Origin of the sequence: Acetobacter sp. A11-2, from assembly GCF_040208445.1 — a bacterium.
In the GTDB taxonomy this organism is placed as follows: Bacteria; Pseudomonadota; Alphaproteobacteria; order Acetobacterales; family Acetobacteraceae; genus Acetobacter; species Acetobacter oryzoeni.
Genome location: NZ_CP157843.1, coordinates 1840601 through 1854648, shown reverse-complemented (window position 1 = coordinate 1854648; position 14048 = coordinate 1840601). Strand labels below are relative to the sequence as shown.

The window sequence follows — 14048 nt, the reverse complement described above, 5'->3', positions numbered from 1 at the left end:
TTTAAAACACCCCAATATGTAAACCAGTTTTGGCAGATCAGGCTGTTTTGGCAGCCACATCCTGCGCCGTATCATCCGCAAGGTAAGGCCCGGCTGCGCGAATTTTAACAGACAGCATGCAAATAGCCCCTTGCGTATGCTGTGCAGGCAGGGGGAGTGCGGCGTTGCCGTTTGTCCATGCGCAGTCTGTCCAGTCTGTTGCGTGCCAGCCTTCGGGCTTTTCGGCCTGCAAATGTGCCGTAATGGCCTGATGTTTTGCAGCAGACAGCAGGTTTATTTCCGCCACAGCCACACCCATCTGGCGCCGATCATCCACAAACGGGCCAATCACATCTGCCGGGCGGCTGGCGCGGGAGGCCAGATGCACTGCCTGCGTGTTGGCCGGTAGCATGAAATTGTAAGTATCGTTCTTGCAGTTTGCAGGCCAGATGGTGGCCCCCGTGTTGGTAACAAGGCGCAGTTCCGGGTTCTGCACAGTGGCAGGTGCAGCCCAGTTGGCCCCCATGCGTGCAGAAATCTGGCGGAACACGGCTTCCACCCGCTCGCGCTCCACACATAGCGGGGCGGCGGCATCTGCCTGCCAGCTTTTGGCGGCCCCACCCAGCTGGATGACATTGCCTTTCTGGGTAAAGCTGCGGCGGTTGCCGGTATCCAGATAGCTTTCTGTCAGCATCCCGTCCGCCATAATCACGGCATGGTCTGGGGTTTCGATGTGATAGTAAGTGTAAGAGGTGATGGATTTATCGTAAAAAACGGAAACACCATTTACCAGCATACGGGCGGGAATAAACGCTCCATCAAAGAACAGGCAGTGCTCAGCAGTCAGCAGCATATCCTTGTAAGGTACGTCATCAGCAATGGCGTTGGCCAGAATACGCACCGGGTAGCCCGCCATATCGTCCGGCAGGGCGGGGTTTACGGTGCAGTGCGCCATACCGGCCCAGCTGAGTGTGCTGGTGCGGGCTTCGCCGCCCACATAAGTCAGCACCTCATCCCCGGCGTGCAGATCCTGCACGGCCATGGCACCTTTTGGGGTGGCAATCATGCTGTCTGCCAGAAAGCACACCGTCACTTCACCGTTAGCGTTTGTGCTGGAAATGTAGTTGAGTGATTCCGAAACAGTTACGGTGTTGTTGTGGTGGTGGTGGTGGCCATGATGATGGTGCCCGTGGTGGTGTGTGTTGCCAGCCAGATTATAAATATCGCCGCTGGCGGTAATGGTGCCCAGAGATCTCCCCTTGTTGTTGATAAGGGTGATAACCGTTTTACCAGTCTCGCTGGAATAGGTGATCTCACTGCTGGAGGTGGAAATGTTATCGGCATTTGTAAATGTTAAGACATTGGAAATACCTGAACCAAAGCTGCCGGTAATTGAAAGTGCAATTTTATGAGTGGGGGACAGGTTTGTAAGTTCCAGATTACCCCCTGTTCCAGTAAAGTCTATTGTTGTTTTTGTATTTGATGAAGCGTTAAGTACAACTGTCTTATTGCTACCAACAGATATTGTCATATGTTTCAGGCTCTTGGGGTTTGATAATTATTTTTTGACACTTTAGGCGTCGCTATAACACGCGGCTAGCCAGTAATACAAGAAAGTTAATAAATCCTTAAATATATTGCGTATGTGCAATATTCGTCAGGTAATGCAGATATATGTTCCAAGCATGCATGCGATAATTTATACATTTGAAGTATAGATATAAAAAAGGGGCAGCACATTGCTATGCTGCCCCTTGAAAGCAGGCGCTTTTAAAAACGCCTTAATACATAATCTGTTATGTCAGATCAGGCCGTTTTGGCAGCTACATCCTGCGTGGTATCGTCCGCAAGGTAGGGCCCGGCTGCGCGAATTTTAACAGACAACATGCAAATAGCCCCCTGCGTATCCTGCGCAGGCAAGGGGAGTGCAGCGTTGCCGTTTGTCCAAGCGCAGTCTGTCCAGTCTGTTGCGTGCCAGCCTTCGGGCTTTTCGGCCTGCAAATGCGCCGTTATGGCCTGATGTTTTGCGGCAGACAGCAGGGTAACTTCCGCCACAGCCACGCCAAGGGTGCGCCGATCATCCACAAACGGGCCAATCACATCCGCCGGGCGGCTGGCGCGGGAGACAATGCGCACCACCTGCGTGTTGGCAGGTAGAATGAAGTTGTAAGTATCGTTCTTGCAGTTTGCAGGCCAGATGGTGGCGCCGCGTTCTGTAACAAGGTGCAATTCTGGCGCGTGCGTGGTGCGCGGTGCCGTGTATGAGCCCTGTGGTGCGCGAACCGCAATCTGGGTGAAGATGGCTTTTGCGGCATCCCAATCCACACATAGCGGGGCGGCGGCATCTGCCTGCCAGCTTTTGGCAGCCCCACCAAGCTGGATAACATTACCCTTCTGGGTAAAGCTGCGGCGGTTGCCTGTATCCAGATAGCTTTCTGTCAGCATCCCGTCCGCCATAATCACGGCGTGGTCTGGGGTTTCGATGTGGTAGTAAGTGTAAGAGGTGATGGATTTATCGTAAAAAATGCTGCTGCCATTTACCAGCATACGGGCAGGAACAAACATGCCGTTAAAGAACAAGCAGTGTTCGGCAGTCAGCAGCATATCCTTATATGGCACACCATCGGCAATGGCATCTTTTACAATACGTACGGGGTAGCCAGCCATATCGTCCGGCAGGGCGGGGTTTACGGTGCAGTGCGCCATACCGGCCCAGCTGAGTGTGCTAACCGAGGCCTCGCCGTCCACATAAGTCAGCACCTCATCCCCGGCGTGCAGATCCTGCACGGCCACAGCCCCTTTGGGGGTGGCAATCATACTGTCTGCCAGAAAGCAGACTGTGAGCTGGCCATTGCTGTTTGTGTTAGCAACTGCACCCAGAGTGGTATATTTGCTGCCCACATTATAAATATCATTTGGCGCAGTAATGGTGGCAATGGGGTTGCCGATGTTGTCTGTAAGCGAAATTGTGGTGAGGTTTGTGGTCGAGCTATAGGTTATACCGCTGATGCTTGTAGACAGCTTAGAAGCATTGATAAATGTTACGACATTGGTGGAACTGCCACCAAAATCTCCGGTAATTGCAATGTGGGGCCACGGAGTGTTGGACGAGTGGGGGGACAGATTTTCAAGGTCAAGATTACCGCCTTCCCCAGTAAAGTTTACGGTAATTGGGTCTGTGCCTACTGTCTTGGCATCCAGCACAACGGTTTGATTGCTGGCAATGGTAATTGTGGACGTTGCCATAACAGGTGCTTTCTAAATACGAATTAAGTTTGGAAATAGCTAATATGTTGGAGATGAATAAGAAAACTAAAAATACAAAAGTTAAAAATGTTTAAACTAACGAAAAGTGATGGAACCTTTCATCAACTGTTATAACACGGCTGTGTACCGCCATTTCTGGCGTTGTAGTGGGGGTATGTGTAAAACAGGCTGTGTTTCTCACTATGTTTATAAATATATAGTAAGGCTTGTAGTATGACCTGGCACAACTGGGGTGTGTTCTGCGGCATTGTGTTCTTTCTGTGCGCGATTCCCGGCCCTAACATGCTGCATGTGCTGGCCAGTGTGGCGCGGGTGGGCATGGCGCGCGGGGTGGCCACCATGCTGGGCTGCTTAAGTGCGGTTGTGCTGGTGCTTGTGGCTTCTGCCGCCGGGTTGGGGGCAGCACTTGCGGCATCACCGCATCTGTTTGGCGTGCTGCGCATATGCGGCGCTTTGTATCTGATCTGGCTGGGCATACAGGCATGGATGGAAGGCGGGCAAACACCCCCGGCCACTGAAGCCGCACCCAGCGTATCCACCACCGTGCAGGCAGAAAGTGCGGTGCAGGGCAGCGCATGGGGGCGCTGGCGCAAGGGGTTTTGGGTGGGGCTGAGCAACCCCAAGCTGTTGCTGTTTGCGGCGGCGTTTTTTCCGCAGTTTATTGCGCCCCATGCCCCGCAGCTGCCGCAGTTTGTGGTGCTGATAACCACCTTCGCACTGCTGGAAATGCTGTGGTACGGCGTTTACGCCATAGGCGGTTACACACTGGCCCAGCAGTTGCAGCGCCCTGCCATTCGCCGGGTGTTCAACCGCATAACGGGCTGTGTGTTTGTGGGCTTTGGGGCCGTGCTTTTGCGTGGGCGCGCATAGGGCCACGGTAGGGGCAGCTATTCGCTGCGTATATTGTGCCACGTCGCCCAGTTGATTACGATACGCAATAACACAGCACCACAGCCCCCGTTGTGCGGGCAAGATGAGGATACCGCCGCCACATGTCTCAGCCCAAAAAGGGATGGCCCAAAAGCTGGCCTCTGGCCGTGGTGTGCTGCTGCGTTATTCTTACGCTCTCTATTGCCGCATTTAGCATGGGCGTGGCGTTGGTGCTGGAAAACAGCGTGGCGGGGCCGCTATGGCTGTTTATTTCCGCCATTACCTATTACATCGCCGATCAATCCATAGAATGGAAGAACAGGCCCGGCGGCGGAAACTAAAACCCCCGCACGTTGGGCAACATGCGGGGGCAAAGTGGGTGTTAGCCGTTGGCGGCAAGTGGCAGCGTAAAGGCCGCCGGAGTGGCCAGATAAGGGCCAGCCTGTAACACTTCCACCGTTAGCAGCGCGGGGCCGCGCGCCGTGGTGGCGCCCAGTGGCAGAAGGGCGTTGCCATCTGTCCACCGTGTTGTGGGCTGGGGCATATCCTGCCAGCCATGTGCGCCATCTTCTTCTGCCAGATGGGCGGTTACGTCCACGGCTTTGCCAGCAGAAAGCACCGTTACGCGGCCCAGCAGCACGCCCAGCATGCGGCGTTTATCTACAAACGGGCCTTCCACATCACACGGGCGAGAAGCGCGAGAAACAAGGCGCACGCTCTCTACCCCGGCGGGCAGCATGAAGGAGATATTGCGCCCCATGGCCCGCAGCGGCCGAATAACCGTGCCCGCTGGCGTAACAAGGTGCAGCCCGTGGCTGTGGGTGATGTCCGGCTTGGCGGGGGCGGCATTGTGGTCCGCAACTTGGGCCGCACGTGCGGCCAGCACACGCCAGATGGGTTCCACCACATGGCGCGCAGTGCCCAGCGGCACGGCGGCATGTTCTGCCCAGTTTTTGGCCTTGGCCCCAATGGTTACAACATTGCCATCGGATACAAAGTTGCGGCGGTTGCCTGTATCCAGATAGCTTTCCGTTAGCATCCCATTGGCCATGATGATGCTGTGTTCGGCTGTTTCCACATGGTAATAGGCGTATTGGGTTATGGAGCGATCAAAAAAGATGCTGCTGCCATTTACCAGCATACGGGCGGGCACCAGCATGCCATTGGCAAAAATGCCGTGTTCCGCCGTTACTAGCAGATCCTGATACGGCACACCCGGCGCAATGGCATCGGCCAGAATGCGCACGGGGTAACCGGCCATATCATCGGGCAGGGCGGGGTTAACCGTGGCCTGCGCCATGCCAGCCCACACCACCGGGCGCACATGGGTTACGCCGTTTACAAACGTTAACACCTCATCACCCCGGCGGATGTTTTCCACCGCCACCACACCGTTGGGCGTGGCAATCATGCTGCCTGCCAAAAAGCAGATCACACCCTGATTGTTATCAATCTCGGTTGTCTGGGTGTCACTTCCCGTAGGCGCGGTGGTGAAGGAACTGTCATACGTGACAGCCTTCAGGGAACTGGAAATGGTTGTCTGCTGACTTGTTTTATCCGGGTTGGGAAACTCGACCGAAATATTGTTGGATGCAAGCGTGACAGAATTAACCGTGCTGCCATCTATGCCCAGCCTGTCTCCCTGTTTCAGGTTTTGCAGTGTCAGACTCTGTGTGCCCCAGCTATCACTCGGCAGCACCACCGTGTTGTTGCCCGAGCCAAAAACAACGGTGCCTGTTGGCCAACTGCCGGTGGCAAGCGTGCCGGTTGCGCCATCATTCAGCGTGAGCGTGCCGGTGAGCTGGCTTTTATCCGTAAAGCTGGAGCCGGTAACCGTAATGGGGTCAGAAATCTTGGTGGAATTGCTGGCTGTGCTGATAACAGACCCACCTGTAATGTTCACCGCGCCAGCGCCAGAGGCGTTGTTCATTACAATGTTGGACTTATCAAGATTAAGCGTGCCCCCCTGCTGCAAGGTCAGGTTAACGCTTGGGTTGGTCCAATCCTGTGTCACGCCCTCAAACGTGGTTGTGCCGCCGTTATTTATGTATAGGCCATTGTTCAGGGCCAGTGGGCGTTCAACTATGGCTGTGCCGCCGTTTTCCACTGTCAGAGTGTTGATTGAAAGCGCAGAGCTGCTGTTCTCAATCACCAGCTTGCCCAGCACATCCACACTCAAAGAGTTGGGCTGCCCCAAAATGCTTACATCTGCAGGCACAATAACAGTTGCACCAGCCGGAATGGTAAGGGTGCCGTTGGTTTGGGCATCAGGCGCATGGGTGGCGGGTTCGCCATCGTATTGCCAGTTGCTGGCATCCGTCCACACCCCACCACTGGTAGGGCCAACCCATGTGTAACCTGAGCCGGTGCTCCAGTCGGGTGTTGTCATAGATTTGTATAGTCCTGTGCGAATACAGTAAAGCCATTCAACAAGCACATCAGTACTTGATGTTTTTGTTCACTTTAAGGCATTGTTAGGGCGCGTTTAACGCATTTGATGAAACGTATTTACGCAACAGGAAACAGGACCGCAAGGGTCTTGTTAACGAAAAGGTGAGATATTAATGAACTCTTAATGCGATTGTTGCAAAAAAGCCGCAGCGCTTATACGCAATGTGCATACCACACAACGCGGCCCAATATCTGCACGCGGCTGGCGGGCAGTGTGTAGGCAGAAAACCTTTTGTTCTCGCAGCTTATCTGCACCATCGGGCGGGTTTGGGCATCAAACGTGCGTTCTGCCCAGCGGCACACCACGCTTTCGCCATCAAACAGCACAAAAAGCCCCGGTTCCGCCAAGGCCGTGCGCTGTGTATCCATCAGCACCAAATCACCATCACGCAGCAGGGGTTCCATGGCTTGGCCCTCTACGCTCAGGGCGCGCAAATGTTCAGGGCGCGTGTTCAGGCGCTGGGTTATCAGGCTTTCTTCAAAATATTTGGGGCTGCCCAGCATCTGCGCTTCATTATACCGGCCAGAAGTGGTGCTGCGCTGCGCCAGATACGGCACCATAACATAGCCCGGCGGCGCGGCCACTGCGGGCATGGCGGTGCGGGGCTGTGGGGTGCTTCTTGCCCGTTTTATCTGCGCCATATCCAGCGCCAGTTGAGGGGTGTTATCTGGTTTTTCCCGGCTGGAAAAACCATGCACGCGCACTGTGTCACGCGGGTTTTCCTGCGGGGTAAAAGGCGGGGGCAGGTAAGGGGTGCGGCGTTCACGCAGCATCAGCCCCGGCTGGGCATGATCCACACCGGGGAACAGCAGATCCCGCGCGGTGCAGCCCAGCACCGCGGCAATGCATTCCAGTTTTTCTCCACCCGGATTGCGAGACTTCCCCTTGAGAATATCACGCACATAGGTATCGCCCACACCAGCCTTGCGGGCCAGTGCCTTTTGGGAAAGCCCAAGATGGGCCATCCGGCGTTCCAGTTCATCTGCTACGGGTGATCTTGTCATGGGTCTGCACTATTCCACGCCGGGGGGCTTCGTGCAAAAGGGGATATATCCCTCTTTTTTGGGTTGACGCTGCGGGAGTGGTCACCATAGCGTCCGGGTCAGGCCATGTTTTGGTGGTGCAAATGGCCAGCCACCCAAAAACCACGGATACCCCATTATGCCTGTTGCCGGTTCCACTGTATTTGATGTTTCTACAAACACTCTTAAAAATCATAATGTTTTGCAGTTTCCGTGTCTGTTGCGTGCCCCCAAAAGGGGTGGGGTTATGCCCCCCAATGGCCCTGCACTGCAACCGGCTGGGCACAAGGGTGGCACGCCCGCCCTTAAGGGCAAAAAGGGGCAGGGCGCAAACCTGTCCAACCCATTAACGCGGTGTGATGCATCACAACATACCGCCGAATCCACCTTGCCCTTGCCAGAAGGGGTTAACGCTCTGGCCTGCCAGCAGGCGCAGCGGCCCGGCACATCGGCGCAGGTGGTGGCCAACATGGTGGGGCTGCGGCGCAAGGGGTATTCCTTCCGGCGTATCGGGCGGGAAGTGGGCCGGTGTATGGAGGGCGTGCGGCAGGTGCTCATGCGGTATGAAGATGCCCTGAAGGCCCAATCCCCCGCGCACACGCCCCAGCCCAAAGGCTATGCCGAACTGGTGCGGGAGCCTGCGCTCTATATTTATCAATGACTTAGCGTGTAAAACTTTGAAATTTTTGGTTCGAAAAATCAGCAACTTTCAGGATTTTGTAAAACTTTTTAGGCCTATTTTAAGCACCGCATCCCTCGCTAAGCGGGATTGATCCACAGCCCTAGTGTAGCGCTCTATCTCACTTAGCGTCTTGTGGCCGGTAATAGAAGCAATTTGATGCGGAGTGCATCCTGCTTCCGCCATTCTCCGTGCTGCCGCCTTGCGCAATCCATGGGGCGATAGGCGCTCCTTTATCCCGCACATAGCAACCCATTTCACGATGCGATGGTAAAAGCCATCAACCGTAAATGGCTTTCCTTCCTCTGTGACAAGAAACGTTGGTTGAGTTTTTGGGAGCCTCTCAATTTCTGCTGCTAATGCTGGATGGAGAGGGATAAGTAGCTGTGTGCCGGTTTTCATCTGCTGCACTGACAGCAGCCCACCTGCCTGAATATCACTCCATCCCATACGCACTACATCGCTACGCCTTTGGCCTGTGTAAAGAAGGAGATACAATGCGAGCCGTGCTTTGGATCCTGCAGGCCAATAGCTTTCATATTTGGCTATCTCGGCATCATCCCATGACTTTGCCCCAATGCCTTTCTCTTTCATGCGCGGGATGCCGGTAGCCGGGTTCCGTTCAATATCGCCTCGATCAACACCGTGCTGGAAAATAAGACCAAACACCTTCAGCCAGTTGTTGAAGGCCGCAGGTGTTTTTGATTTCCTGCCCGCAAACGCCCTGATGTGCTGCGTTTCAAAGCGATCTACTTGATGATCTGCAAAATCTTCCATCTGCATGCAGCGCGTGATGTTTCGGTACGCTTTTTGCGTTGATGGTTTCAAACCTATGAAGTGAGTTGAATGAAGCCAGTTCTCGCATAGAACAGAGAATGATCCCAAGCCTCGCTGGATGTGCTCTTCTTTAACAGCATCTTGCGCCAAGGCTTTCTGATACGCAGGCCAGAAATCATCACTATGGAGATCGGGCAGAGAAACACGGGGCAGGCGGGGATGTCGGAAATAATACCTGACCCTGCCATCTCTGCCCCTGTGCTTCTGAACGTATTTTATTCGAACGGCAATCACATCAATGCGTCTAATGGATTAACTTCTTTGGGCGCTTCCTGATGGTTGATACCAGATCGGGCATCAATCCAGCGATCAAGAGCCAGCCTGTCCCATATCAAGCGGCGAACGCCGGTCTTAATGGGCGGGATTTCTTTCCCGATGGTAGCCTGGAATGCAGGTCGGGACAGGCCGACATATCGTGCAGCTTCCTCTGCCGACAAAAGCCGTGGCGTGATCTCACCCATTCCCACCCTCCATGGCTGCATCAATGGCGGCGCGTAGGGTGGGTGCTGTATATTTTCCATTGATAGCAGCGGGTTGATAGGGTGCATTTAGCTTGAGCATTTTTCCCAACCACTCCAACCGCCGCGTATCAGCCGCACATTCTGCCCGTGCGCGTTCTTCGGCTTCACTAATAGCGGCGGCAAGCATCATCCGGAGATTATCGGGCGTGTAATCTTCGTGGCACAAATAGGCAGAATTAACCTGCACCATTTCTTCAATTTGTTCCTCTCTCGCCCTCATGCCGCGGCCCCTAGATTGCGGATTGCTTTGGCGATATCGTTTGCTGTGCTGGTCTGAACAACGTCCCAATCACTGACTGCGTGTGGGTTTGCATTTGACCTGTGTTTCTCTGCTTCTTTTGCTGCACGCTCCCGTTCCGCCGCCAGCATTTCGTTTATCTGCGTGGGGGTGAGGACGGGGCCTTTGTAAATCCAACCACTGGTGTCTTCCTCTCCGAGAAAATCATCTGCATTCTGATAATTATATTCAGTCCACCCGCCGCCATTCTGATGCCAGTAATAAATAATATCAGTGCTTTCTAGGTCGGGCACTTCGATTGCATGTGCCCCATCACGCTCTGCAAACATAGGCACGCCGGGGCGCTTTGGGTCGGGCCAGTTTTGGGTTGTCATAGTCATGCGTGCCCCTCTTTCAAAACTGATATGCCCAATACTTCTGTTGCATATGCTGGTTCTAATGGGGCTCGTAATTCCGTGGCATCCGCGTTTACCTTGGGCGCATGTGGGCTCGCGCCGCATTCAAGGCCGATAAATCGAAATGGCAGGCCGCACTCAGCGCATTTTATGTTTATGTCTGCTGTGTAACCAGTAATAGGGCCATTATTTACAGTGGACAATCGTCCTATCGATACATTCGCAGAGAAATTCTCATGCTTGCATTTTGTATCCATCACGCCTTCTCTCCTGCGCGGGTGTTCCGTGCGGAAAAAGCTGGCATCCCAGATTCCGTGACAAAATGGCTTGGCAATTCATCATACTGGCAAAGGGGTGTGTCTTTTTCTGATGTACGCCCACAAGCGTGGCAACCAAAATTACCTCTGCATAATGGCCTTTGAAAAAAACCATCTTTGCAAACATGCCCATCAGGCTGGTAAGACCGACACGGCTTCAATTCCTCGCTCATGCTTCCTGGCCTTTCAGGGCTGCCTCAAGCAAATAAGCAGCCTTCATTGGGTTTCCATTGGCAATGCTTATGCGCGCGCCGGTCACTATCTCGTTCAACTGCGAAATAACCGCATCCGCATCGGCCTTCATAACCACGGCCCCAGATACGCCAGCGTTTGGCTCTGCTCGTAACTGCGTTGTATTGATGCCGCTGGTTGGGTCGCGTAGGGCGTCTGCCACCAGTGGGTTGATGTAGCCAACTATGGGAAGGGGATGGGTCATAGTGCATACCCCACACCTGTAAGAGCCTGATAAGGGCACTCAAAAAACAGTTTGCCATCTACCCAAACGCAAGCGCGAGTGCGCATACAATATTCACCGTTAACGTCATGCTGCAAGGTAATGCGCTCAACTATAGGCCATTCGCTTTTTGGCTTGCATGCAACGTAGCTAGGTTCCCCAACCTTAAAAAATGGACTGTCTCCGTCCGCATCAGGTGTGCCAGTTATATAGAGGCACTCTTTTACTTCATAATCGGCCATTGCAGATTTATCGGTCATTCGCCTTCTCCCGGCAGCACTTCGCGGACGTGTATTACTTCTTTTCTATACTCTGGTGTAAACGCCTGATGCGCTTGTTCTGGGCTTGTGCATGTTATGCGCCCACCAGAATTGCTAAGCGCCATCCAGAATTCACGCGGCTGCGGGACTTCCTCGGCGTTCTTTATATCCAACAGGCAAGCAATAAACCCTTCATTACTTTCGGGCCTGCTAATGAAAGCAAGCTGCCCCAAAACAGCATGAACCACGCACACCTCACCATTGAAGGCATAAGGCCCCTCATGTTCTGGCGTGTAGGGGCCGAGGATTTTTAGTTTCCGGGTCATGCTCCAGTTCCTTCCACATCACGCAGATGGAAGAACAGACGAGCGCATGCCCGAACATCCACCATGGCATCATGTGCGCCTTTGAGTGTTTCATTGAAGAAGTGCTTGATGCATTCTTCCAGTTTTGGTGCTTTGGGCTTGTCGATGCCAGCAGCGATCATGCGTTCTGTCGGCGGCAGGTTCACCAGCGGGGAGGCTGCATCCATCGTGCAGAACTTCTCGCCCAGCAGACGCCAGCCACGCGGCACACGCGCAAACATAATATCGATGATCTGCACATCGAATTTGATATTGTGCGCGACTAGAAGATCGGCCTTTTTGGTCAGATCATAGAAGGCCGCGGCTGCGATCGCTTCACGCACACCGCAACGCTGAGCCATTTCCGTTGTAATACCATGAACCTTTGCTGCCGCTTCCGGTATCGTCCACCCATCAGGATGAACGATCAGGTTCAGGCTTGCGCGTTTTGTGCCATCGTCTTCCGTCAATAGGGCCGCAAGCTGCACGCAATGCGGCTGCCGGTCGGAATTGAGGGGAGTGTACCGGTCGGGGAGGCCTGTAGTCTCCGTATCGAAAAAGAGGATCATGCCGGCACTCCATCAACAGGGGATTCGGCAGCTTTCTTGTCCAGTTCCTCGCGGCGATCAGCGATCATGTCCTGCACAGCTTCCTGCACTTCTTCACTGATCGGACGGCCTGCCTCCTGAGCCCGAGCGATAGTGGTCTGCCATAGGCTCCACTGGCTATCTACGCACGCAACATCAGGGCACTTTTCCAAGCGCGTGCGGAATAAGGCGATGTGGTCAACTGGTGGCGCAACACGCTGCTGTGCTGGCTTAGGCGTTACATCCACTGGCTCGGCCGGAATATCCTGTGCTTCTTCGCCAGAAATTAGGCCGCGCAGAACATCTGGGAAAGCATCGCGTAGAGCAAAGCCGCGGGCACGCATTTGAAGCATACGGCGCGTGTATTGCTGCCATGGCCCTTGCTTGCCAAAGAGGTTCGCTCGTTTGGCGTCTGCAATACTGAAATCGCCTATTACTTCATCACCATCTATCCGCTTGGCAACGCATACAGCGCGAAGGTTATCGCCTTCTCCTTCAAAGTATTCTTTAACCGAAGCGCATTTGCCGGATCCACGCACAAGCGCCAGCATGGCATCACCCCAAACACTAGGACGCCCATTGATCACGGCAATGTTCTGGATAGCCTGCATGGGGGCCAGGCCAAGTTCAGAACCCATCTGCACAGCGATCATGATGTTTTCTGGCTTACCCTTGTAGTCCTTGGGCATCAGATCTGAGTTTGCTGCCATTTTTGAAAACGTGAACAGCTCATTGAATGTGCTGATCTGCAAAACGGGTGCATGTGATGTCAGTGCATTACTCATTTCAACCATCCTTCCGGGCGCTAACAACCAAAACGGGAGCGCCGCCATTGCTCATTGTGACGCCGGGCAAATCTTGCTTCCGGGCCAGTTTCTTCATTTCTGTGGTTTGGAACTTATCCGGCTGGGGCTTCCAAAGTTCGGGATGGGCGGTTTGAAGCGCCTTTTCATCCGTGACCATTGGCTCCGGCAACCGTTCGCGCAGGCTGGCTTTCCAGTTGTCAGACTGAAAACCTGTTACGCCGTCCTGCTGCATCGTCTTTGCGAGTTCTGAGCGCAGAAGCTCTGCTGCCATCTTTGCCTTACGCACCAGATCCTCAGCCGCACCAATAGCTTCAAGGGCGCAGGCGTCTGTATTGGCTCCTTTCGCTCTGGATGCGATGATCTGGCTGTTCCACGCCTGCATAGCTTCACGCATGTAATCAGCGTGCGCTCTGTTGAGGGTTGCGAGGACGGCATCCATCACGCAGCCTCCAGAGCACGAAACGGATGCGCACGCCTCACCGCTTCCATGGCGTCCCGGTTTTGCAATTCCAGCCGCACGTATTCGCGTGTCAGATTGGAAAGTGCCTTCATTGCCATGTCGCGTTTATCATCTGGGACATGCTGCAGGATGAGAGAGTGCACGACCGATTCGTGTTCATTCCACGCGCTCATGCCGCGCACTCCGCAACTTTGCGCATGTCGTCATTATGTGACAGGGCGGCAGACTTAATGCTTTCCTTCCGCTTTTCGCGCAGTTCACGCACAGCGCAGACCATATTGTCGATAGCCTCTTCTGAGTATTCGATCATCGTGTCTGCAAAATCACGGTCTGAAAATTCATCCCGCTGCATGCGCGTGATGATCTGGTAGTGATGGTCTATTGCCGCTTCATATCCGCGGATTTCACGCGATACATGCTCCGGAACATTGTCCGTATTAAACATGCCATCACGCACGGCGTTTGCGTACGCCTTGTTTGTGTAAGCCATTTTCTACTCCTAGCGTGGAGAAACATTCGGCCAATGCGGCCATGCAACCCGCTGCGGACAGCGGGAAACA

The 14048-nt window shown here is 54.0% G+C and carries 19 protein-coding genes; 3 read left to right on the top strand and 16 right to left on the bottom strand.

Going from position 1 to position 14048, the window contains the following annotated elements; all coding sequences use genetic code 11:
- Window positions 1-37 precede the first annotated feature (37 nt).
- Window positions 38-1510, bottom strand: a complete 1473-nt coding sequence (locus ABNV41_RS09030; RefSeq protein ID WP_349934612.1) for a Hint domain-containing protein — start codon at window positions 1508-1510, stop codon at window positions 38-40.
- 275 nt (window positions 1511-1785) lie between these two features.
- Window positions 1786-3225 carry a Hint domain-containing protein gene (locus tag ABNV41_RS09025; RefSeq protein ID WP_349934611.1) on the bottom strand — a complete coding sequence of 480 codons (1440 nt, stop codon included), beginning with the start codon at window positions 3223-3225 and terminating at the stop codon, window positions 1786-1788.
- A 234-nt stretch (window positions 3226-3459) separates the two neighbouring features.
- Here ABNV41_RS09025 and ABNV41_RS09020 point away from each other — a divergent pair, with 234 nt between their 5' ends.
- Complete coding sequence (locus tag ABNV41_RS09020; RefSeq protein WP_050819307.1) at window positions 3460-4116, top strand: LysE family translocator; 657 nt, start codon at window positions 3460-3462, stop codon at window positions 4114-4116.
- A gap of 122 nt (window positions 4117-4238) precedes the next feature.
- The gene (locus ABNV41_RS09015; protein WP_050819308.1) at window positions 4239-4457 is read left to right on the top strand and encodes a hypothetical protein; all 219 of its coding nucleotides are present in this window, start codon (window positions 4239-4241) and stop codon (window positions 4455-4457) included.
- A gap of 41 nt (window positions 4458-4498) precedes the next feature.
- Here the strand turns inward: ABNV41_RS09015 and ABNV41_RS09010 are convergent, their stop codons facing one another.
- Both ABNV41_RS09010 and ABNV41_RS09005 read right to left on the bottom strand, forming a co-directional pair.
- Window positions 4499-6553, bottom strand: coding sequence for a Hint domain-containing protein (locus ABNV41_RS09010; protein WP_349934610.1), 2055 nt, complete (start codon window positions 6551-6553; stop codon window positions 4499-4501).
- A 167-nt stretch (window positions 6554-6720) separates the two neighbouring features.
- Window positions 6721-7572: a LexA family transcriptional regulator gene (locus ABNV41_RS09005; protein ID WP_050819310.1), complete on the bottom strand. Its 852-nt coding sequence runs from the start codon at window positions 7570-7572 to the stop codon at window positions 6721-6723.
- 265 nt (window positions 7573-7837) lie between these two features.
- Here ABNV41_RS09005 and ABNV41_RS09000 point away from each other — a divergent pair, with 265 nt between their 5' ends.
- Complete coding sequence (locus ABNV41_RS09000) at window positions 7838-8251, top strand: hypothetical protein (protein WP_349934609.1); 414 nt, start codon at window positions 7838-7840, stop codon at window positions 8249-8251.
- Between the two features lie 48 nt (window positions 8252-8299).
- On the opposite strand, the gene xerC is transcribed toward ABNV41_RS09000, so the two are convergent.
- From xerC to ABNV41_RS08940, 12 genes are all read right to left on the bottom strand, one after another.
- Window positions 8300-9196: a tyrosine-type recombinase/integrase gene (gene xerC / locus ABNV41_RS08995; protein WP_349934608.1), complete on the bottom strand. Its 897-nt coding sequence runs from the start codon at window positions 9194-9196 to the stop codon at window positions 8300-8302.
- 140 nt (window positions 9197-9336) lie between these two features.
- A complete protein-coding gene (locus ABNV41_RS08990; RefSeq protein ID WP_064775815.1) occupies window positions 9337-9567 on the bottom strand; it encodes an AlpA family transcriptional regulator in 231 nt (76 codons plus the stop codon).
- Window positions 9560-9847, bottom strand: a complete 288-nt coding sequence (locus ABNV41_RS08985) for a hypothetical protein (RefSeq protein WP_349934607.1) — start codon at window positions 9845-9847, stop codon at window positions 9560-9562. Before ABNV41_RS08985 ends, ABNV41_RS08990 begins: the two co-directional genes overlap by 8 nt.
- Window positions 9844-10245: a hypothetical protein gene (locus tag ABNV41_RS08980; RefSeq protein WP_349934606.1), complete on the bottom strand. Its 402-nt coding sequence runs from the start codon at window positions 10243-10245 to the stop codon at window positions 9844-9846. Before ABNV41_RS08980 ends, ABNV41_RS08985 begins: the two co-directional genes overlap by 4 nt.
- Window positions 10246-10746: 501 nt before the next feature.
- A complete protein-coding gene (locus ABNV41_RS08975; protein WP_050819152.1) occupies window positions 10747-11013 on the bottom strand; it encodes a hypothetical protein in 267 nt (88 codons plus the stop codon).
- Window positions 11010-11291, bottom strand: a complete 282-nt coding sequence (locus ABNV41_RS08970; protein WP_050819153.1) for a hypothetical protein — start codon at window positions 11289-11291, stop codon at window positions 11010-11012. The genes ABNV41_RS08975 and ABNV41_RS08970 overlap by 4 nt, the downstream gene beginning before the upstream one ends.
- Window positions 11288-11617 carry a hypothetical protein gene (locus tag ABNV41_RS08965; RefSeq protein WP_349934605.1) on the bottom strand — a complete coding sequence of 110 codons (330 nt, stop codon included), beginning with the start codon at window positions 11615-11617 and terminating at the stop codon, window positions 11288-11290. Before ABNV41_RS08965 ends, ABNV41_RS08970 begins: the two co-directional genes overlap by 4 nt.
- Window positions 11614-12204, bottom strand: coding sequence for a 3'-5' exonuclease (locus tag ABNV41_RS08960; RefSeq protein WP_349934604.1), 591 nt, complete (start codon window positions 12202-12204; stop codon window positions 11614-11616). Before ABNV41_RS08960 ends, ABNV41_RS08965 begins: the two co-directional genes overlap by 4 nt.
- On the bottom strand, window positions 12201-13007 hold the full coding sequence (locus ABNV41_RS08955; RefSeq protein ID WP_349934603.1) for a hypothetical protein: 807 nt from the start codon (window positions 13005-13007) through the stop codon (window positions 12201-12203). Before ABNV41_RS08955 ends, ABNV41_RS08960 begins: the two co-directional genes overlap by 4 nt.
- Window position 13008: 1 nt before the next feature.
- Window positions 13009-13470 carry a hypothetical protein gene (locus tag ABNV41_RS08950; protein ID WP_349934602.1) on the bottom strand — a complete coding sequence of 154 codons (462 nt, stop codon included), beginning with the start codon at window positions 13468-13470 and terminating at the stop codon, window positions 13009-13011.
- Window positions 13467-13661 (bottom strand): hypothetical protein, encoded by a 195-nt coding sequence (locus ABNV41_RS08945; RefSeq protein ID WP_050819977.1) that lies wholly within the window; start codon window positions 13659-13661, stop codon window positions 13467-13469. The genes ABNV41_RS08950 and ABNV41_RS08945 overlap by 4 nt, the downstream gene beginning before the upstream one ends.
- Window positions 13658-13978, bottom strand: coding sequence for a hypothetical protein (locus ABNV41_RS08940; RefSeq protein ID WP_087651715.1), 321 nt, complete (start codon window positions 13976-13978; stop codon window positions 13658-13660). Before ABNV41_RS08940 ends, ABNV41_RS08945 begins: the two co-directional genes overlap by 4 nt.
- Between the last annotated feature and the right edge of the window lie 70 nt (window positions 13979-14048).

Bases quoted from the DNA above. Each gene is read 5' to 3' on its own strand.
- ABNV41_RS09025 (WP_349934611.1), bottom strand. From the start codon at position 3,225: ATGGCAACGTCCACAATTACCATTGCCAGCAATCAAACCGTTGTGCTG.
- ABNV41_RS08970 (WP_050819153.1), bottom strand. From the start codon at position 11,291: ATGACCGATAAATCTGCAATGGCCGATTATGAAGTAAAAGAGTGCCTC.
- ABNV41_RS08940 (WP_087651715.1), bottom strand. From the start codon at position 13,978: ATGGCTTACACAAACAAGGCGTACGCAAACGCCGTGCGTGATGGCATG.
- ABNV41_RS09015 (WP_050819308.1), top strand. From the start codon at position 4,239: ATGTCTCAGCCCAAAAAGGGATGGCCCAAAAGCTGGCCTCTGGCCGTG.
- ABNV41_RS08945 (WP_050819977.1), bottom strand. From the start codon at position 13,661: ATGAGCGCGTGGAATGAACACGAATCGGTCGTGCACTCTCTCATCCTG.
- ABNV41_RS08965 (WP_349934605.1), bottom strand. From the start codon at position 11,617: ATGACCCGGAAACTAAAAATCCTCGGCCCCTACACGCCAGAACATGAG.
- ABNV41_RS08975 (WP_050819152.1), bottom strand. From the start codon at position 11,013: ATGACCCATCCCCTTCCCATAGTTGGCTACATCAACCCACTGGTGGCA.
- ABNV41_RS09020 (WP_050819307.1), top strand. From the start codon at position 3,460: ATGACCTGGCACAACTGGGGTGTGTTCTGCGGCATTGTGTTCTTTCTG.
- ABNV41_RS08980 (WP_349934606.1), bottom strand. From the start codon at position 10,245: ATGACTATGACAACCCAAAACTGGCCCGACCCAAAGCGCCCCGGCGTG.
- ABNV41_RS08955 (WP_349934603.1), bottom strand. From the start codon at position 13,007: ATGAGTAATGCACTGACATCACATGCACCCGTTTTGCAGATCAGCACA.
- ABNV41_RS08960 (WP_349934604.1), bottom strand. From the start codon at position 12,204: ATGATCCTCTTTTTCGATACGGAGACTACAGGCCTCCCCGACCGGTAC.
- ABNV41_RS08985 (WP_349934607.1), bottom strand. From the start codon at position 9,847: ATGAGGGCGAGAGAGGAACAAATTGAAGAAATGGTGCAGGTTAATTCT.
- ABNV41_RS09030 (WP_349934612.1), bottom strand. From the start codon at position 1,510: ATGACAATATCTGTTGGTAGCAATAAGACAGTTGTACTTAACGCTTCA.
- ABNV41_RS08990 (WP_064775815.1), bottom strand. From the start codon at position 9,567: ATGGGTGAGATCACGCCACGGCTTTTGTCGGCAGAGGAAGCTGCACGA.
- ABNV41_RS09000 (WP_349934609.1), top strand. From the start codon at position 7,838: ATGCCCCCCAATGGCCCTGCACTGCAACCGGCTGGGCACAAGGGTGGC.
- ABNV41_RS09005 (WP_050819310.1), bottom strand. From the start codon at position 7,572: ATGACAAGATCACCCGTAGCAGATGAACTGGAACGCCGGATGGCCCAT.